Origin of the sequence: Niabella yanshanensis (assembly GCF_034424215.1) — a bacterium.
Lineage (GTDB): Bacteria > Bacteroidota > Bacteroidia > Chitinophagales > Chitinophagaceae > Niabella > Niabella yanshanensis.
This window is the reverse complement of the sequence record NZ_CP139960.1, coordinates 2,106,276-2,125,591: the sequence shown is the minus strand read 5'-3', so window position 1 is coordinate 2,125,591 and position 19,316 is coordinate 2,106,276. Positions and strand designations below refer to the sequence as shown.

Here is a 19,316-nt window from a genome sequence, read left to right as displayed (position 1 = left end):
GATTTGTTACCAGACCTGCCCTGGGGAGTCGTTACTTCTAATCAAGGGGCTTTCTTCCGGAGATCAGGTTGTATAGAATAACAATAATGGCAATTACCAGCAGGATATGCAACAGGTATCCGGTACTGATTCCGGGCACTATATTAAGCATACCTAACAACCATATAACAATGCAAATAACTGCAACTAACCATAGGATACTTCTCATGACTTATTTATTTAAAAGGTTTATATAATAGATAATAGCATATTCTATGCCTTTTTTTAATTATGTCTGTTGGTGGCTTGCAGATATCTGATAAAAACAAGGCGGTAATATAATCCCCCATCTGACAACCTGACTCTGTGTTCGTTATTTTATTGTTTCTTTGTTCGATGCAAACGCAAACATTCCAATACGATACATTATATAATTTCACGGTAGATATTTTTAATAGAATGGGCAGCTCCACGGAGGAATCTGAGTCGGCTGCCAAAGTATTACTTGCTGCCGATCTCCGCGGTGTAGATTCGCACGGTGTGGCCCGCCTGAGCGGCTATATAAGGCTTTGGGAAGCCGACCGGGTTAACGCAGTACCGCAAATAAAAGTGGTGCATGAAACCCCTTCAACCGCTGTAGTCGATGGCGATAGAGGGTTGGGCCTGGTGGTGGCGCCATTTGCTATGAAGATAGCCATAGAAAAAGCCCGTAATGTGGGTACGGGCTGGGTAAGTGTTCAAAACAGTAACCATTATGGTATTGCTGCAGTACATGCCATGATGGCTTTAGAGCAGGATATGATCGGTATATCAATGACCAACGCAAGTCCGCTGGTAGCTCCTACATTTTCCACAGCCAAAATGCTGGGCACCAATCCTATTTGTGTGGCAGCCCCGGCAGGGGAGCAGCCTCCGTTTGTTATGGACCTGGCAACTACCACTGCAGCCAATGGCAAGTTGGAGATTTTACAAAGGAAAAACCAGGAAGCACCGGAGGGATGGGTGCAGGATGCAGACGGGAATCCGACCCGGGATGCTAATATTTTAAAGAAGGGAGGCGCATTGCTGCCGCTGGGAGGCGACAGGGATCATGGAAGCCATAAAGGTTATGCGTTGGGAGCAATGGTAGACATCTTCTCTGCTTTATTAAGCGGTGCCAATTATGCGCCCTGGGTACCGCCGTTTCCAGCCTATGTACCGATGCCTGCCAAACAGCCGGGCAAAGGAATCGGGCATTTTTTTGGGGCCATGCGGGTAGATGCCTTCAGGCCGGCAGCCGAATTTAAGAGGGATATGGATGACTGGATCAATGGTTTTAGAACCGCAGCCACCTTGCCGGGTTATGATAAGGTATTGGTGCCTGGCGACCCCGAACGGGAAATGGAACAGGAACGGAGAGAAAACGGTATACCGCTGTTACCGGCGGTTGTGGAAGACCTGCACCAATTGGCCGGCAAAATGGGAGTTGACTGGATTGCTTAAACCTTTTTAATGGGTTTGTATGAATGTAGTTAGTACACAATGAGACCGGTTAAACTTAAGACGCTTGTATGACAATGATTTTTGCGCGGTTAAGTGACTACTGGCGTATATTTGCAACCCAATTATCAAAAAGTTTTTTAAACAACGATATTTCACAGAAATGAAACGCCGGATACAATGCTCATAAAAAGAGGATTTTGAAGCGTTACCTGCCCGTCCGTTCAGGCGGGCATTCGACAAAATTTATTGCGGCACCTTGCCGCAAACAAAAACTATACGAATGAAAGTAATGAAGTTTGGCGGCACAAGCGTTGGTAAGCCCGAGCGCATGAAGCATATAGCGTCGCTGCTGCAAAAAGAAACCGAACCTGCTTTAGTAGTGTTGTCTGCACTATCCGGAACCACCAATGCCCTGGTATCTATCGGTAACCATATTGCGGCTAACGACAGGCATTCTGCACTGCAAACGATCAACACACTGCAGGAGCATTATTACAATTTTTTAAAAGAACTGTTACAGTCGGAAACAACCTACAATAAGGCAAAAGCTATTGTAGACGAACATTTCGATTTTCTGAACATCATTTTAAAAATATCTTTCAGCGAGGCGTTGAGCAAAGATATTCTGGCCCAGGGTGAGTTATTGTCTACCAAAATATTTTCCTGCTATCTGGAAGAAATAGGAGAGTCTTTTGCTTTATTACCTGCTTTGGAATTCATGAGCATTGATGAAAATGAAGAGCCGCAAATTGGTTCTATCCGTACAAGACTGACTCAGTTGATCAACCAGAATAAGGATAAAAAGGTATTAGTGACCCAGGGTTATATTTGCCGTAATGCAAGAGGTGAGGTAGATAACCTGAAGCGTGGCGGAAGTGATTATACAGCTTCGCTGGTAGCTGCAGCTATTAACGCTTCGGTATGTGAGATATGGACCGACATAGACGGTATGCACAATAATGACCCGCGTATCGTTAATAAAACGGTGCCGGTTGAACAATTGAGTTTTGATGAAGCAGCTGAGCTGGCTTATTTTGGTGCCAAGATCCTGCATCCTGCTTCTATCTGGCCTGCACAGCAGTATAAAATACCGGTGAAGCTATTGAACACCATGGAGCCTGATGCAAAAGGTACTTTGATCACTCAGGAAGCAGCCGCTTCCGGTGTAAAAGCTGTAGCAGCTAAGGACAATATCATTGCTATTAAGGTAAAGAGCGGTCGTATGCTGTTGGCTTATGGATTTTTGAGAAAAATATTTGAAGTGTTTGAAAAATACAAAACACCAATCGATATGATCACTACTTCTGAGGTAGCAGTATCGCTTACTATCGATAACCCTGAGTTCCTGAAACCAATTATTAAAGAACTGGAAGTATTGGGAACTGTTGAGGTAGACGAGGGACAAGCGATCATTTCGGTAGTAGGACATAACATTAACGAAACGGAAGAAATTATTAAAAAGCTGTTTGGTTCTATCAGAAACATACCTATCCGTATGGTATCTTATGGTGGCAGCAGGCATAATATTTCTTTATTGGTTGCGGCTGAACATAAGATCCAGTTATTGCAACAACTTAACAAAGGTATGTTTGGGTTAAATTAAAAGCCGAAACGATTGCGGGTATATTTTTAATGGTGCGGGGCTTCCCGCACTTTTGTTTTATGCAGTATGTTTTATAAATTGAGACTAATAAAACATACGAAGGTGAATGGGTTGCTAAATATTTTCAGGAGAAAGAAACAAAAACAAGAACTGCCGAAAAGAAAAATCTATTGTATCCCGGGTTTCGGAGCCGATGATAAAATTTTTACTAACCTTAGTATAGATAATGCCGAACTCATTTTCATTAACTGGCTGAAGCCATTACCTAAAGAATCGTATAAGAATTATGTGCTACGAATGGCTGAAAAGATACAGGAGCCTGCCCCTGTTATCATAGGCGTTTCTTTTGGAGGTATGGTGGCCCTGGAGATTGCCAAAACACGGCCCGTAAAGCAGGTGATACTGGTGTCCAGTATTAAAAATACAGATGAGTTGCCTGGTAAATGGAAGCTGATCGGACGGCTGAGATTAAATCATATTTTCCCTATTCAAAGAATACAAGCCAACGAGCGTTTTTTTGCAATGGCCAATAAGCGCCTGGGAGCTCTTACTAAGGAAGAACAGGACTTTGCCAATCATTACCGGAGAATTATTGACAAGGAATATATGATATGGGCATTGAACCAGATCCTCAACTGGCGTAATGCAGAGGTTCCGGCCAATGTAGTACACATTCATGGCGATGCGGATCTCATTTTTCCGATAAAGCCTTTAAAGCCTACTCACATCATCCACGGGGGAACTCATATGATGATTATGAACCGTGCTGCGGAAATCAGCGCTATTATCAATAAAGTAGTGAAAGACGTTAAATAAAGATCTACGATTTATTCGTAGATTGTCTGAAGAATCGTATATATTTATACGGTGAAATACTTTCTGACGTTTAGCATAATCTTGCTGGCGATGATCGCTTCTGCTCAAAACCGGCTTTTGGGGCATGTAATTGATGGCGAAACCAATATGCCGGTGGCCGGAAGCTCCGTATTTATCACCAACACTTCGCTGGCCAGCATCACTAACAAGGAAGGATATTTTGAGATACCCGACATTCCCGCAGGTATATACAAACTCATTATTACACATGTGGGGTTTGAAACCGTTACCTATGATTTTTCTACAGAAAAAATGCCGCCAAAGCTGAAGGTGGTGGTAACGCCAAAGGTGGTAGCTATGGAAGCTGTAGTGGTGGGTGGCTACGTGAAAGAAACCTGGGAGAAATGGGGCAAGACCTTTACAGATTATTTTATAGGTCTTTCAAATAACTCCATGAAAACGGTTATTAAAAACCATAAAACACTCCGGTTTCGCTTTTATAAGAAATTGAATAAGCTGGAAGTGGTTGCTGATGAACCGATCATAATCGAAAACAAAGGCCTGGGATACCAACTGGCCTACCAGCTGGAGCATTTTGAGATTAACTTTAGCGAAAGAACCAATTTTTTTGCAGGCCATATTTTGTTTACCGATATGAAGGGCAATAGCCGGCAGGTTAAGAAGTGGCAGGAAAGCAGGCGGGAAGCTTATACCGGGTCCATGATGCACTTTTTTAGGTCAGTTTATGAAGGCAATAGCCTCGATGAGGGCTTTGAAATCAGGAGGGTAAAAAAGCTTCGTAATGTAGAAAAAGACAGGGTAAGGGCATTGTATCGTCATAACCCGGATCAACGGCTTAGCGACTCTTCGGAGTATTATCAGAAAATACTATCTCAAAAAGATTTTAGCTATGAATATGGCGCTACACTGACGGTAGATAGCTTCCGCATTGTACAGGATGGCCAAAAGTTCATTTACTGGCCTGATTATTTGCAGGTAGTAAACAAGCACAAAATAGAAGAACAAGGCTATCTCGATCATCACATGGAACGCAGGTCGCGTTACCCGGCCCGGTCATTAATTATGCTGCAAAATGAGCCCGCGCTGCTGCTCGATGCCAACGGCAACTGGTATCCTGCTCAGGGACTACTATCGGAGTGGTACTGGGGCTGGGGCGAAAAAGTAGGCGACCTGTTACCTCTTAATTACCGGCCTTCCACAGCAATTGTTAACAAAAATTAACCCTGTATATAATTCTGTAACTGGCTGATGGTTTCTTTTTGCTGAAGAATGGTTTCTGTAACCACATCGCTTATGGAAATAATGCCTGACAATTGGTCCCCATCAAAAACGGGCAGGTACCGGATGTTTTTATTCGACATCAATTGCATGCAAATCTCCACTGTGTCATCGGGTTTTACTGTGGGCAAATCAGTGGACATAATTTCACCCACTGTTATTTCATCTGAATGACGGCCTTCCAATATTACTTTCCTGGAGTAATCTCTTTCAGTCAATATACCCGCATATTTCCCCTCATCGTCCAATACAACCAGCGAACCGATATTTTTATCAGACATAACCTTTAATGCCTCGTAAACTTTGGTGTCTTTTTGCACAGAAACAGCATTGTTTCCCTTCCTGGCAAGAATGGTGGATACTTTGCCCATAATAGAATTGATTTAAGTATGGCTAATATACTTAAAAAAAATTACAGCTGCAAATCAGTTGGCAGAGATGAACTAAGCAGTTGCCGTCGTTTCAACTGTTCCGTAATCTTTGATCACATTATACAGCGTTCCTCTCTCTACCGGCCTTCTCCTGGCTTGTTTGATCAGTACAACTAACTCTTCAGTACTCATAGAGGGCGTTTGCTCTTCTGAGCCAGCCATAGAGTAGATCTTGGTGGTATCATCAATAGTACCGTCAATATCGTTTACGCCAAATGACAGTGCTAGTTGCGCATTTTGTCGGCCCAGCATCGGCCAATAGGCTTTGATATGCGGAAAATTGTCAAGATAGATGCGGGCAATAGCATACATCTTCATGTCCTCAATCAATGAGGATTCTGCTACATGGCTCATATCATTATCGCCATTTCTGAACTTCAACGGAATGAAGGTGTTGAAGCCATTGGTTTGATCCTGCAGATTGCGTAGCCGGCTCATGTGATCAATACGGTGTTCGTATTTTTCAATATGTCCAAAAAGCATGGTGGCATTGGATTGCATGCCCAGCTCATGTGCGGTCTGGTGAATATGCAACCAGCCGGTTCCGTCAATTTTATCAGCGCAGATTTGTTCCCTTACTTCGGGCGCAAATATTTCAGCACCACCGCCTGGTAAGCTCTCTAAACCGGCGTCTTTCAGGTATTGCATGCCTTCCAGTACTGTTTTTTTGGCTTTGCGGAACATGTAATCCAGCTCCACCGCGGTAAAGCCTTTAATATGCAGTTCAGGCCGGTGTGCTTTGATACTGCGCAATAATTCAGCGAAAAACTCCAGGTTCATTTTAGGGTGAACGCCTCCTACAATATGTACTTCAGTTACCGGATCATTATCGTATTTTTTTACAATATCCATCATTTGCTGCAACGATAGCTCCCATGCTTCATCGCGATGGGCATACAATTTACTATAGCTACAAAAATGACAGGAGTAAATACAGGCATTGGTGGGTTCTATATGAAAGTTCCTGTTGAAATAAGTAATATCCCCGTGCTTTTGCTCGCGTACATAATTGGCTAAAGCGCCAACAAATGCCAGGCTGGCATGCTCAAAAAGATACAAACCGTCTGCATCACTGATTCTTTGTCCGTCATATACTTTGCCGGCAATTTCCTGAAGTGCACTATCAACATGGGGTAGGGTATTCGCGATCATCTGCTAAATTAAATGAGGTGCAAAGATAAAACGGTTTAGGGGTAGAAAGGTTCAAATTTTCATGATTATGCTCAGTTTTATGGCGTGCCCCTTGTTGCGCTGTGCTCCACGGCGGGTCGCGCTGTGCGCTTGTAGTCCTCGCTCCGTCGTTCCTCCTCGCTGCGGGCTACCGCTTCCATCGCTCACGCGGCTGACGGCTGTAAACGCTCACTGTTGCATAGTTGCGGGAGACAAGGTGGTCCTGAACAACCTGGTGATTAGGGTATTCAGCCGAAGATTTTAAATGGTTGCCCGATGTACAAATTGTATATTTAATACCTAAATCATTACTAATGTTTTTGCTCCTGTGGTTATTCATTCTTTATGTTCCTCTGGGCCTTTTGCAATTATTTATTTACTGCCGTAAACGCGGGAACCTGGTCTTATACCAGCGGTTGTTAATGATGATATTATTTATTGGGACAGAAATACTGGCAGCAGGTTACGCTTCCAGCTTGTTTTTGGATTGGATCCGGGATAAGGGCTTAAGATGTGCAACCGGCGTTGTGGGGTTGTGGGCGTTGGCATGTGGTATATTAACCTTCGGTTTGACGTTATTAGGCCGAAGTTTTACTTCTACTGTGTCGCACCGAAATTAAATTTCCTCGATTATAGAGTTGCCGCAGGAAAGATCCCCGGATGTCCATTGCCAGGTTTCATGCAGCCTGATCTTTCCATTGGATAATATTTCCGGCACTGAGGAGCAAATTCCGGTCATTAACTCGCCCTGGTCATTTACCTGGTGATACCTCATGTTTATTTCGCCAGTTTCACTCACCAATCCGATTAAATGTCCCGATTTTATTTTCCCACCGCTGTAGCTGGCCGTAAGAATATTGTCTTTTTGTACATAATGAAACAGTGTATCAGCTGAAGTTTCTCCGTTTTCCGTATTGCTTATGGGCTTAAATGTTTTGTTATTGTAATTGATTGAACTCATATTTCGTCGTTTAATGAATATACTCAATATAGCCTTGATTTTTTATAGCGTGCGGGTTCAGTATTTCAAAATAGCAACGGGCGAGGAACATTTTTAAATCAGCTTCTGCTTCTTTCTGCCTTAATGAAAAAGATTTTACCAGTCTCAATGGTTGTTTCTTTACCTCAAAACCAAACTGTGCAAGGCGCTTTAGTTGGTATTCATCAAGCTTTTCAGCTCTTTTCGGCTTTATCCACCAGGGGACAGTAACGGTTACCTGGCTGCGTTTGCGAATGATTTCGAAACGAAAGCCACTATTTTCATTAATGATGAGATGGACGCCTTTGATTTCCTTTTTGAATACTTTATCTACGGCTTCTTCAAAAAGATGCGGTCGCGGGTCTGGTACAGGCGGTAGATCCTGAAGCGACAATGCTTCATATTCTTCTTCTGTAAATTTTACAAGGGTGGAAAATTTTAAATAGTTTTCGTCACCCTCTTTGTATTCGGACAGCTTTTGTTTGAACCGTGTAATTCGTTGTAAGATGCGATCTTTTTGAGAATAGAATGGCTCATTAAAGCTATGTAGTATGCGAAGTTCAGATTTTGCAGCGGATAAGCCCCGTTGATACCAGCTTGCGGCCTGGTAGTTTTCTTCAGCGTCCAATTCTTCCTGTATCAATTGCTGTAAGGTGGACACTTCGCTTTCAAAGTATTCAATAAGTAGTTTCAATTTGTCGTCCATGGGTGATATGAATTAGCAGGTACAATTTAAGAATTGATTTTAGTTATGATTATTTAATTGTAATTTTCTTTAGATTCGTTGGGTTGTTGAGTAGCAATACCAACCGAAAAGCCATGCGTCCGAAGGATTCTTGGAAGTAACAAAATCGATCAGTAATAGTACTGTCGCCGGTTCAATAAAAACATTTTATGTCGATAAAATTTAAACTGACTGTATTAAGCTTTTTCCAGTTTTTTGTTTGGGGCGCCTGGTTGATTACCATAGCTAATTACTGGTTTGGCACCAGGGGTTGGGAGGGAGCTAAGTTTGGTGCTGTGTTCAGTACGATGGGTTTTGCTTCTATCATCATGCCTACACTTACCGGCATTATTGCCGACAGGTGGTTGAATGCGGAACGATTATATGGTTTGTTGCAGATACTTTATGCAGCGGTGCTGTTTTATATTCCCCAGGTCGATAACCCGGATACTTTCTTTTGGGTGATGCTGGTGGCCATGGGCTTTTACATGCCAACCATTGCGCTGGCCAATTCCATTTCGTACACAGCGTTAAAGGCGAATGGTGGTGATGTGATCAAAGATTTTCCTCCCATCAGGGTTTGGGGAACGATTGGTTTTATTGTAGCCATGTGGATGACCAATTTATCAGGCAGCAAAGCCAGTCCCAACCAGTTCTACATTGCGGGGGCTGCTGCGATGTTTATCGGCATTTTTGCTTTTACTTTGCCTAAATGTCCTCCCCAGAAAAAGATCAATCGCGGGTCAAGCATTTTCCAGATACTGGGATTAGATGCTTTTAAGTTATTCGCCAATTATAAGATAGCCGTATTCTTTATTTTCTCCATGTTCCTGGGAGGCGCTTTGCAGCTCACCAATGCATATGGGGATGTTTTTTTAGATGAGTTTAAACATTATCCCAGTTACGTTGATTCTTTTGTGGTAAAGTACTCTACTATCATTATGTCTATTTCCCAGATCTCAGAAACCCTTTTTATCCTGGCAATTCCGTTCTTTTTAAAGCGGTATGGTATCAAAAAAGTAATGTTGATTTCTATGCTGGCCTGGGTGCTTCGCTTTGCCTTATTTGGTGTCGGAAATCCTACCAGCGGCTTATGGATGATTTTGCTTTCCTGTATTGTATACGGCATGGCCTTCGATTTTTTCAATATTTCAGGTTCATTGTTCGTAGAAACAAATACCGATCGGAAGATCCGCTCCTCCGCCCAGGGCCTCTTCATGATGATGACCAATGGGTTTGGCGCTGTCTTTGGCAGTCTTACCTCGGGCTGGCTGATCGACCGGTTTTTTACCAGGAGCTTTGATAATGCGCCAGGTTTGGCTGATTTTCTCCATACTACACCGTCTGATCCTAGATTTGTGGCCATACTAAATGATCAGTTTAAAGTAAATGTTGGGGGCGATGGCATGTTGAGCAGCATCATAGCAGTAAGGGATTGGCCATCTATCTGGTTTACTTTTGCCGCTTATGCCATGGTAGTGGCTGTCTTGTTTGCCATATTTTTCAGACATCAGCATCAGCCGGAACAAATCGGGCGGGTTGTACATTAGTAACAGTTGTTAGCGGTGAATTGTCAGTAGCGGGTCTTTGCAATTGACATTTTCTGCACAACAAAATGCCACAATTGCTGTTATTTAGTTTTAGGTGCTAAATTTGTTATCTACTTAGCATTAAATAATTAAAAACTTTTAAAAACTATCAATAATGGCAAAAGAATTTAACGACGCAAACTTCCAGGTGGAAGTTTTGGATTCAGATAAATTAACTGTAGTGGATTTTTGGGCAGAATGGTGTGGTCCTTGCCGTGCTATTGGGCCGGTAATTGAAGAATTATCAAAAGAATACGACGGTAAAGTAAATATTGGTAAAGTGAATGTGGATGTAAATCCTCAGGTGTCAATGGATTACGGTATTACTTCTATTCCCGCAATTTTATTTATAAAAAATGGCCAGGTGGTAGATAAACTGGTAGGTGCGCAGCCAAAAGGTAATTTTGTAAAAAAGATCGAATCGCATCTGAACTAAGTTTTTTTAGTTTTTTAAAAGCCCCGCTTGTTGTACAGGTGGGGCTTTTGTGTTTAATTACTTCCAGAGCAGGCTACCGTCCCCATAACTCAGGAAACGGAAATCGTTCTGCAGCGCATAATCATAAACCTTTCTCCAGTTGTCTCCGATAAGGGCGGCTACCAGTAAAAGGAGAGTGGAGGAGGGTTGGTGAAAATTGGTTACCAGCCCATCAATCATTTTAAACGTATAGCCGGGCGCGATAATGATCTGGGTTTTAGCAACCAGCCTGCTGCTGCCGGTCTCTGACAAATATACCTGCAAGGCTTTAAGTGCGTCAGTCTTGTGCGGAGTATCTGTATGCTCGTAAGCTTCCCATTGACTTAAAAAAGGCAGCTCATTTTCAAAAGCCTGTGGATTAGTAATGAGCCGGGCACCCAGCCAGTAAAGGCTTTCCAATGTTCTTAAAGATGTAGTACCTACAGCCACAAGGACTTTATTGCCCTGTTCAATCAACTGTTCAATCAGCGCTCTTTCCACTTCAATAAACTCCGAATGCATATCGTGCTCCAGCATGGTATCTGCTTTAACCGGTCTGAATGTGCCGGCGCCTACATGCAGCGTGACAAAGGCTGTATTGATATTTTTTTGCCGCAGCGATGACAATACATTTTCGGTGAAATGTAATCCGGCTGTAGGTGCGGCTACCGATCCGTCGTACCTGGCAAAAACAGTCTGGTAGCGGCTTTTATCGGCTGTTTCATCCTGCCTTTTAATATAAGGTGGTAGGGGTACATGCCCGGCATGATGCAAAACTTCAGCAAAACTGAAATTACCATTCCAACTCAGTTCAACAACAAAACAATCACTTCTTTTTTCAATAAGTGCGCCCTCTAAAGTGTAAGCAGTTGCATCTGCTTCAAACCGAAGTTGTAATACCTGCTCTTTTTTCCATTTAGAGGCACCGCCCACCAGGCAAAGCCATTGAACACTCCCGGTTTGATTCATAGCGGTTGTAATGTCTGCGTATATTTCGTGTGGCTGCAGGCAAAAAACTTCGATAACGCTTCCGGTATCTTTTTTAAATAATAACCTCGCTTCAACCACCTTAGTGTTATTAAAGATCATTAAGGTTTCTTCAGGTATATGTGCGGCGATATTCCGGTAGGTATTCGCCTGTATCTTTTCATTCTTAAAAACGAGCAGCCGTGCATCGTCCCTGTTATCCAGGGGGTGAAAGGCTATCTTTTCTTCGGGGAGGTTGTACGTGAAATCTTTTATAGAGAGATATTTGGGATGCATGCAGAGTAAGTTAACAAGTTGAAAACCTGCCTGTCGGTCTAAGGACTCCTTTGGAGCAGGCAGGGTTTAAAGGTTGAAAAGTTGCCCCTTCCCATTCAGGTGGGTGCTGCGCTTTTCAACTGTAAAGTCTAATCAACCTGCGTAAATTCAAAAATGATTGTGCTATTAACTTTATATATGGTACTATTTTTTTTATTTGAGCAAAAGTTTTGAAAGTTGAAATGAGAAATAACAGAAATACGCGATTTCGCATTTAAATTTTACTTTTTACATTGTTTGCTACTAACTCCTGGTAAACCCGTCAATCGTTCAACCTGCAAACTTTCCCCAATAGAAACAGCAAATTTCCAGTTTTTTGGCGATAACTACACGCGAATTCCCGCTAAACGCAGCATTTTTTGAACCTTTCCACGTTTCAGGGAAAGTAATTCACATTATATTCACATCTTTTTTTTATGTTAAGGCCGAAAAACGGCTGAAATCCTTTGTAGTAGGGCATTTGAGGGTGATTTGATTTGTGGATAAATCAAAAATGCTAAAATTTGGTAGGTAAGTGGGAAAAAGTGTTACTTTGTGTTAGTTTAGTGCATTAAATAACAGTTATTTCATTTATGACAGGCTTCCTCGGAGAATTTGAGGCTACGGTTGATGCCAAAGGCCGCTTTCTTTTACCAGCTGGGTTTAAAAAACAGCTGGCGGAAGGAGATGGGGAGAAGTTTGTAATTAACAGGGGTTTTGAAAAATGCCTGAGTCTGTACCCGCTCAGTTCCTGGAAACCTATTGCTGAAAAAGTAAATGCGCTGAATGATTTTGATCCGAAGGTTCGGCAGTTTAAGCGTTACTTTCTAAATGGAGCTACCATGGTAGAGCCGGACAGCGCGGGCAGGTTGTTATTGCCTCCCACTTTAAAGGAGTATGCAGGGCTTCAAAAAGATATTGTACTGGTACCTGCAGGTAATAAGATGGAGATCTGGGATAGTGCTAAATATAAAGAGTTCTTTGATTCTTTCTCACCTGAATCATTTAGTGACCTGGCAAGCATGGTAATGGGTTCTGTTAGTTGATCGGTTTACAACCTGCCTGTCGGTCTAAGGACTCCTTTGGAGCAGACAGGGTTTAAAAGTTGAATAGGTATGAATAACAAAAAAAGCAAAGAGGGCCAACAGCAAGAATCTCTGTCAACCAGTCAACCTATCAACCAGTCAACCGGCTACCACATACCAGTTCTTTTACACGAAACGATAGAGGGATTGGCAATAAAGCCAGATGGTGTTTATGTAGACTGTACGTTTGGTGGTGGCGGGCACTCTGCCGCAATACTGGAGCAGTTGAATGAAAACGGGAAGCTATATGTTTTCGATCAGGATGGAGATGCAGCTAAGAATGTACCCGATGATAAAAGGGTGGTTTTTATCCAGCAGAACTTCAGGCATATCCAGCGCTTTTTACGACTCCAGGAGGTAGCTAAGGTAGATGGCATTTTAGCTGATTTGGGTGTAAGCAGTCACCAGTTTGATGAAGCAGATCGTGGGTTCAGCATCCGGTTTAATGCAGATATGGATATGCGAATGGACAGGCGGCAATCGGTAACAGCATTCGAAGTAGTGCAGCAATATGGGGAAACCCAATTGCATAAGTTGTTTGAACAATATGGGGAAGTGACCAACGCAAAAACACTGGCAAAAACAATTGTGTCAGTTCGAAATGTGGTATCACTCAAAACGATAGATGGATTTAAGAATGCAGTAAGAGATGTTGTGAAGGGCAATCCGAATAAATACTTTGCGCAGGTGTTCCAGGCATTGCGCATGGAAGTGAATGAAGAGATACAGGTGTTAAAAGAGATGCTGGAGCAATCTGTATCCTTGTTAAATCCCGGAGGAAGAATAGCAATTATTACGTTTCACTCCATAGAAGACAGGGTGGTAAAGAACTTTTTCAGGGACGGAAGTTTTGAAGAAATAGAAGAGAATCCGTTTATAAATACACGAAGACAGGAAATATTTACGGTGATAACCCGTAAGCCGGTCACAGCGGGGCAGGATGAGTTGAAGAATAATTCGAGATCGCGGAGTGCTAAGTTGCGGGTAGCCGAACGTCTGTAGCGCCTTTTCAGGTATTGGCAGAAGTATTTGATCAGTAAACCCATAAAAACATTTGGTATGAAAGAAGGGCAGGTGAAGTTTAATTGGAAGAAATGGTTGAATTATCAATCCATTGTAAAACAGGTGCCTTTCCTTTTTTTTCTTGCTTTTCTGGCAGTAGTATATATCTACAATGGACACATGGCGGATAAAACCGTTCGAAAGATCAATGCTATGGCCAAAGAGGTGAAGGAATTGCAGTGGGAATATAAGAGTTTGAAAAGTGAGGTGATGTTTCGCAGCAAACCCAGCCAGTTATCGAAAGCTTTGCAGCCACTGGGTTTGAGCGAATTGAACGAAACACCGTATGTACTTAAAGACTCGCTGGAAGATTATCTGGCGGGTGTTCAGGAATAAATAGTTGACTAATATCATTCTTCATCAGTTGAAATAATATGGAGGTTAAAAAGGATATATTATGGCGCGTGTATCTATGCTTTATCGGCATAGTGGTGCTGTCTGTAATGATTCTGGGAAAAGCCGTAGTGATCCAGAAGCTGCAGGGAGAGCATTGGAGAAGCATGGGTGATAGTATGCATCAGAAGATTGTAGAGATTAATGCAGACAGGGGCACCATATTTAGTGAAGACGGTCAGATGCTGAGCACTTCGCTTCCGCAGTTTGATATATATATGGACTTCAAGGCCGATGGTTTAAGAGATAAGGGCGGCAAAGTATATAATACTTATATCGACTCTTTTGCTATCGCTATGGCTGGTTATTTTAAAGATAAGACTGCCAAGGAGTACAGGGCTGAATTTGATAAAGCTTATGCAAAAGGGAATCGTTATTATTCGCTTAAGAAAAAGATCTCTTTCGAGGATTATAAGGCCTTGCGGGAATTTCCGCTGATCAGGCTGGGAAAAAACAAGAGTGGTATTGTTGTAGAACAAACCAGCAAGCGTATAGCACCATTTGGCTTACTGGCCAATAGAACCATTGGACTGAGCCGCGAGTATGTTAACAGCGATGGCAAGGTGAAGAAGATGAACGTGGGATTGGAGATGAGCTATGATAGTTTATTGAATGGCCGGAGCGGACAGCGCCTGGTACGTTACGCCTCTGGTGGCGCTGTGCCCGTACAAGGGTTTGAGGTAGAGCCTGAAGACGGCCGCGATATCTATACTACATTGGATATAAACATGCAGGATGTAGCAGAAACGGCCCTGCTGCGTATGCTGCAATCTATACATGCAGAATATGGAACTGCCATTGTAATGGAAACCAAAACAGGGAAGATCAAAGCAATAGCCAACCTGGGGCGCAATGGTGAGGATACTACTTATTGGGAGAATGATAACTATGCGCTGAGAGTAACTGAACCAGGTTCTACCATTAAGATTGTTAGCTTCCTGGCTTCACTGGATAAAGGGAACGTAAAACCCGGCGACCTGTTCGAAGTAGGTAGCACCGGTCGCATGCAGGTGGGGCCTCGTCCTATTACAGACGCACACCGTATGCCCAAACCCGTGCTGACTATTGAAGAGTGTATCGCTCATAGCTCCAATGTAGGTATGGGGCGTGTGGCAATGAAAGCCTTTGGTAAAGAACCAACAGAGTTTAAAGAATACCTGGATAAATACCACCTGACTAAAAAATCACCTATAGATTTATCGGCTATTCCGCGCCCGAGCGTAGCTCCGCTGGAAGCCAGTCATGGAGGCCTGATGAACCTGGTGACAATGGCTTTTGGATATGCTATTCAAGTAAGCCCAATGCAATTACTTACTTTATATAATGCAATTGGCAATAATGGTGTAATGGTGAGTCCGTATCTGGTAAATAGTATCCGAAACAATGGTGTTGTTGTTAAGCAAATGCAACCGAAGGTTTTAGAACAGCAAATATGCAAGCCTGCTACATTGGAAGCCGCAAAAAAAGCATTGGAACTGGTTATTACGGAGGGCTCTGGTAAAGGCGTTTTTAAAGACATGCCTTTCCTGGTGGCTGGGAAAACCGGTACAGCGCAGGTGGCTGACCGTGGTATAGGATATGCCAATAGGATTTACCAGGCTTCTTTTGCCGGGTACTTCCCGGCTAATAATCCGCAATACTCCTGTATCGTAGTGATAAGGACTAAGGCGGGTTCGGGTTTGTATTACGGGGGGCAATTGGCTGCTCCCGTATTCAGGGAAATTGCAACCAAGATCTACTCAATGTATGTAGACCGCAAGACGCCAAAGATGTATGAAGGTGCAGCAGATAGCACCAGCTATTTCTATGCAGGACACGCTGCTGGTATCAAAAGTGTGCTTGGTTTTTTAGATATGAAGTATGTGGACTCTTTGCAGCAAAACAACTGGGCTACCATGTACGCTACCAACTACAAGAGAATTTTACAAACCAATGTGGTGAAGGATAACCTGATGCCGAATGTGAGAGGTATGGGATTGAGAGATGCCATCAGGTTGCTGGAAGATATGGGGCTTAGGGTAAATGCTAAAGGTAGTGGGAAGGTAGCTGTTCAGTCGATTCAGCCGGGTGCGCCATTTAGAAAAGGGCAGTCGATCGTACTAAGCCTGGCTTAGTAAAAGAAGGTATTTTAATCAAACAAAAGATAAAGAGTCACAGTGTTACTACAGGAAATTTTATATAAGACCAGTTTGCAGTCGGTAGCGGGAGCTACAGATATCGCTGTCACTGGTATTGCTATAGACTCCCGTAGTGTGCAGCCTGGTAATATATTTGTTGCAGTAAAGGGTGTTGCTGCAGACGGACACCAGTTTATTTCGAAAGCAATACAAGGCGGGGCTGTAGCCATTGTATGTGAAGCATTGCCCGCAACCATGGATGGGGCTGTTACTTATATCCAGGTAGAGGATAGCGCTGCAGCAGCAGGAATTATCGCCCATAATTTTTACGGTCGCCCTTCTGCTCAGATAAAGTTGATAGGTGTTACCGGCACCAACGGAAAAACAACGGTTGCAACCCTACTGTATCAGCTGTTTAGTGCGCTGGGTTATAAATGTGGTTTATTGAGCACTGTTCAAAATCATATCGGCAGCAAAGTAATAGCTGCAACCCATACTACGCCTGATACGGTGCAACTAAACCGGTTGCTGGGGCAGATGGTAGAAGAGGGTTGTGCTTATGTGTTTATGGAAGTGAGCTCTCATGCTATCAACCAGCGTAGAATTGAAGGGCTCGAATTTGCCGTCGGCATTTTTACTAATATATCTCATGACCACCTGGATTATCATAAAACCTTTGATGAATATATCCGGGTGAAAAAGATGTTTTTTGATCAGCTACCTAAAACAGCTTTTGCGATTACGAATATAGACGATAAGCGCGGGATGGTGATGCTGCAGAATACAGCGGCTATAGCTAAAACCTATTCGTTGAAAGCAGTGAGCGATTTTAAAGGAAAGATTCTTGATAACGGCATCATGGGCCTGCACATGCTGATTGATGAGCAGGAGGTGCATTTCAGGTTGATTGGGTCTTTTAACGCCCACAATCTTCTGGCAGTATATGGTGCGGCTATTTGTTTGGAGCAGGATAAGTATGAAGTGTTACAAGCACTCAGCATTTTGAATGGAGCAGAAGGACGCTTCGAGTACATCATTTCTCCTAATGAAAAAGTGATAGCGATTATCGACTACGCGCATACGCCGGATGCTTTATTGAACGTGTTGGCTACGATCAAAAAATTAAAGAAGGGATTTGAGCAGGTGATTACAGTGGCAGGGTGTGGGGGAAACAGGGATAAAACCAAAAGACCTGTTATGGCTGAAGTCGCTTGCGAGTATAGTGACAAGGTAATACTGACAAGTGATAATCCGAGGTTTGAAGATGCAGCCGAAATTATCAGGGATATGGAGGCCGGTGTTCCGGCAGCATCCAAAAGAAAGTGTATTTCTATAACAGATAGAAGAGAAGCGATAAAAACGGCACTCACCCTGGCGGGTAAAGAAGATATTGTATTGATAGCTGGTAAGGGCCACGAAAAGTACCAGGAAATTGATGGAGTAAAACATCATTTTGATGATAAGGAAGTAGTGAGGGAGGTGTTCGAATTATTAAGTAAATAAGTTAAAAGGTTGAAAAGTTGAAATGAACAGTAAGGTGCCTTATCAACAGATCAACTTGTCAACAAATCAACTGAATTATGTTATATCACCTATTTGAATGGTTTAAGCAACAAGGGATTAATTTCCCGGGAAGGCAATTGATGGAGTTTCAGACCTTCCGTGTGATGATGGCTGTGCTGCTTGCTTTGATCATTACATTGGTGTACGGTAAAAAGCTGATCAACCTGCTGAGTGCCAAATTGGTAGGGGAAACTGTCCGTGATTTGGGATTAGCCGGTGAGCAGGCCAAAAAAGGTACTCCAACAATGGGTGGGATCATTATCATCATGGGGATACTGATACCAACCTTGTTATTTGCCCGGTTAAATACTGTATATGTATTGCTGATGCTGGCTTGTACAATTTGGTTAGGTATTATCGGGTTTATTGATGATTATTTAAAGCTGAGGGCCAAGCGCCTGGCACAGGAGCAGGGAGTTGCTTATAAAAAAGGGGATAAGGATGGTTTAGCGGGCTGGTTTAAGATCTTCGGGCAAGTGGGTATTGGTATATTGGTAGGTTCTGTTTTGTATTTCAACAGCAATGTTAAGATATGGAGAGAATACACGGGAAATCCTTCCAAACCTGAAGTGATCACCAAAATGGTAAACGGCAAAGCCAAATATTTTGTTGAATCCAAAGAGCCCATTACTACTATTCCTTTTGTAAAAAATCATGAGTTTAATTACTCGAAGCTATTGCCCGATTCTCTGAAAGATTATACCTGGGTGCTTTATATTCTTGTGGTAATATTTATTATAACAGCGGTTTCCAATGCATCAAATATTACAGATGGCTTGGATGGACTGGCCTCCGGAACCTCGGCGCTTATAGGGGTATTACTCGGGATCTTCGCCTATGCCAGTGGTAATTTATATTTTGCCGATTACCTGAATATCATGTATATACCCAACCTGGGAGAATTATCTATTTTCCTGGCAGCGATGATCGGGGCCTGCGTAGGGTTTATGTGGTATAATTCTTATCCCGCACAGGTGTTTATGGGAGATACGGGTAGTTTAACCTTAGGGGGCATTATAGCTGCCATAGCGATCATTGTGCATAAAGAATTACTGATCCCTATCTTCTGCGGGGTGTTTTTTGTAGAAATATTGAGCGTGAGTTTACAGGTGACTTACTTTAAGTATACCAAGAAAAAATATGGCGAAGGCAGGCGCATTTTCCTGATGAGCCCGTTGCACCATCATTTTCAGAAGAAGGGGTATCACGAAGCAAAGATCGTAACCCGATTTTGGATCATACAGGTAATGCTGGTTGTAATTTGTCTGGTAACACTTAAACTGAGGTAA

18 protein-coding genes are annotated in these 19,316 nt (G+C 42.8%); 12 read left to right on the top strand and 6 right to left on the bottom strand.

Features of this window, described 5'->3' with window-relative positions:
* Positions 1-37: 37 nt before the first annotated feature.
* Complete coding sequence (locus U0035_RS08530; protein WP_114789573.1) at positions 38-208, bottom strand: lmo0937 family membrane protein; 171 nt, start codon at positions 206-208, stop codon at positions 38-40.
* A 167-nt stretch (positions 209-375) separates the two neighbouring features.
* Between U0035_RS08530 and U0035_RS08525 the strand changes: the two genes are divergently transcribed.
* The 4 genes from U0035_RS08525 (at position 376) to U0035_RS08510 (ending at position 5,122) form a co-directional block, all read left to right on the top strand.
* Positions 376-1,461 carry an Ldh family oxidoreductase gene (locus U0035_RS08525; protein ID WP_114789572.1) on the top strand — a complete coding sequence of 362 codons (1,086 nt, stop codon included), beginning with the start codon at positions 376-378 and terminating at the stop codon, positions 1,459-1,461.
* 280 nt (positions 1,462-1,741) lie between these two features.
* Entirely contained in the window at positions 1,742-3,064 is a 1,323-nt protein-coding gene (locus U0035_RS08520; protein ID WP_114789571.1) for an aspartate kinase, read from the top strand.
* Positions 3,065-3,166: 102 nt separating this feature from the next.
* Positions 3,167-3,880, top strand: coding sequence for an alpha/beta fold hydrolase (locus U0035_RS08515; RefSeq protein WP_245957615.1), 714 nt, complete (start codon positions 3,167-3,169; stop codon positions 3,878-3,880).
* Between the two features lie 90 nt (positions 3,881-3,970).
* A complete protein-coding gene (locus U0035_RS08510) occupies positions 3,971-5,122 on the top strand; it encodes a carboxypeptidase-like regulatory domain-containing protein (protein ID WP_114789569.1) in 1,152 nt (383 codons plus the stop codon).
* Here U0035_RS08510 and U0035_RS08505 read toward each other — a convergent pair.
* From U0035_RS08505 to U0035_RS08490, 4 genes are all read right to left on the bottom strand, one after another.
* Entirely contained in the window at positions 5,119-5,550 is a 432-nt protein-coding gene (locus tag U0035_RS08505; protein ID WP_114789568.1) for a CBS domain-containing protein, read from the bottom strand. The genes U0035_RS08510 and U0035_RS08505 overlap by 4 nt on opposite strands.
* 72 nt (positions 5,551-5,622) lie before the next feature.
* Entirely contained in the window at positions 5,623-6,762 is a 1,140-nt protein-coding gene (mqnE, locus tag U0035_RS08500; RefSeq protein ID WP_114789567.1) for an aminofutalosine synthase MqnE, read from the bottom strand.
* 634 nt (positions 6,763-7,396) lie between these two features.
* Positions 7,397-7,741, bottom strand: coding sequence for an avidin-fold protein (locus tag U0035_RS08495; protein WP_114789565.1), 345 nt, complete (start codon positions 7,739-7,741; stop codon positions 7,397-7,399).
* A 10-nt stretch (positions 7,742-7,751) separates the two neighbouring features.
* On the bottom strand, positions 7,752-8,465 hold the full coding sequence (locus tag U0035_RS08490; protein ID WP_114789564.1) for a hypothetical protein: 714 nt from the start codon (positions 8,463-8,465) through the stop codon (positions 7,752-7,754).
* Positions 8,466-8,653: 188 nt separating this feature from the next.
* Between U0035_RS08490 and U0035_RS08485 the strand changes: the two genes are divergently transcribed.
* Positions 8,654-10,033 carry a nucleoside permease gene (locus tag U0035_RS08485; RefSeq protein ID WP_114789563.1) on the top strand — a complete coding sequence of 460 codons (1,380 nt, stop codon included), beginning with the start codon at positions 8,654-8,656 and terminating at the stop codon, positions 10,031-10,033.
* Between the two features lie 154 nt (positions 10,034-10,187).
* The gene (gene trxA, locus U0035_RS08480) at positions 10,188-10,508 is read left to right on the top strand and encodes a thioredoxin (protein ID WP_114789562.1); all 321 of its coding nucleotides are present in this window, start codon (positions 10,188-10,190) and stop codon (positions 10,506-10,508) included.
* A gap of 57 nt (positions 10,509-10,565) precedes the next feature.
* Here trxA and U0035_RS08475 read toward each other — a convergent pair whose 3' ends face one another.
* Positions 10,566-11,789, bottom strand: a complete 1,224-nt coding sequence (locus U0035_RS08475) for an S-adenosylmethionine:tRNA ribosyltransferase-isomerase (RefSeq protein WP_114789561.1) — start codon at positions 11,787-11,789, stop codon at positions 10,566-10,568.
* 611 nt (positions 11,790-12,400) lie between these two features.
* Between U0035_RS08475 and mraZ the strand changes: the two genes are divergently transcribed.
* The 6 genes from mraZ to mraY all read left to right on the top strand — a co-directional run bounded on the left by mraZ (position 12,401) and on the right by mraY (position 19,316).
* Positions 12,401-12,853, top strand: coding sequence for a division/cell wall cluster transcriptional repressor MraZ (gene mraZ / locus U0035_RS08470; protein ID WP_114789560.1), 453 nt, complete (start codon positions 12,401-12,403; stop codon positions 12,851-12,853).
* A 69-nt stretch (positions 12,854-12,922) separates the two neighbouring features.
* Complete coding sequence (rsmH, locus tag U0035_RS08465; RefSeq protein ID WP_114789559.1) at positions 12,923-13,894, top strand: 16S rRNA (cytosine(1402)-N(4))-methyltransferase RsmH; 972 nt, start codon at positions 12,923-12,925, stop codon at positions 13,892-13,894.
* A 57-nt stretch (positions 13,895-13,951) separates the two neighbouring features.
* Complete coding sequence (locus U0035_RS08460) at positions 13,952-14,290, top strand: FtsL-like putative cell division protein (RefSeq protein WP_114789558.1); 339 nt, start codon at positions 13,952-13,954, stop codon at positions 14,288-14,290.
* 38 nt (positions 14,291-14,328) lie between these two features.
* Entirely contained in the window at positions 14,329-16,461 is a 2,133-nt protein-coding gene (locus tag U0035_RS08455; protein WP_114789557.1) for a penicillin-binding protein, read from the top strand.
* A 42-nt stretch (positions 16,462-16,503) separates the two neighbouring features.
* Positions 16,504-17,967: a UDP-N-acetylmuramoyl-L-alanyl-D-glutamate--2,6-diaminopimelate ligase gene (locus tag U0035_RS08450; RefSeq protein ID WP_114789556.1), complete on the top strand. Its 1,464-nt coding sequence runs from the start codon at positions 16,504-16,506 to the stop codon at positions 17,965-17,967.
* A gap of 77 nt (positions 17,968-18,044) precedes the next feature.
* Complete coding sequence (gene mraY, locus U0035_RS08445; RefSeq protein WP_114789555.1) at positions 18,045-19,316, top strand: phospho-N-acetylmuramoyl-pentapeptide-transferase; 1,272 nt, start codon at positions 18,045-18,047, stop codon at positions 19,314-19,316.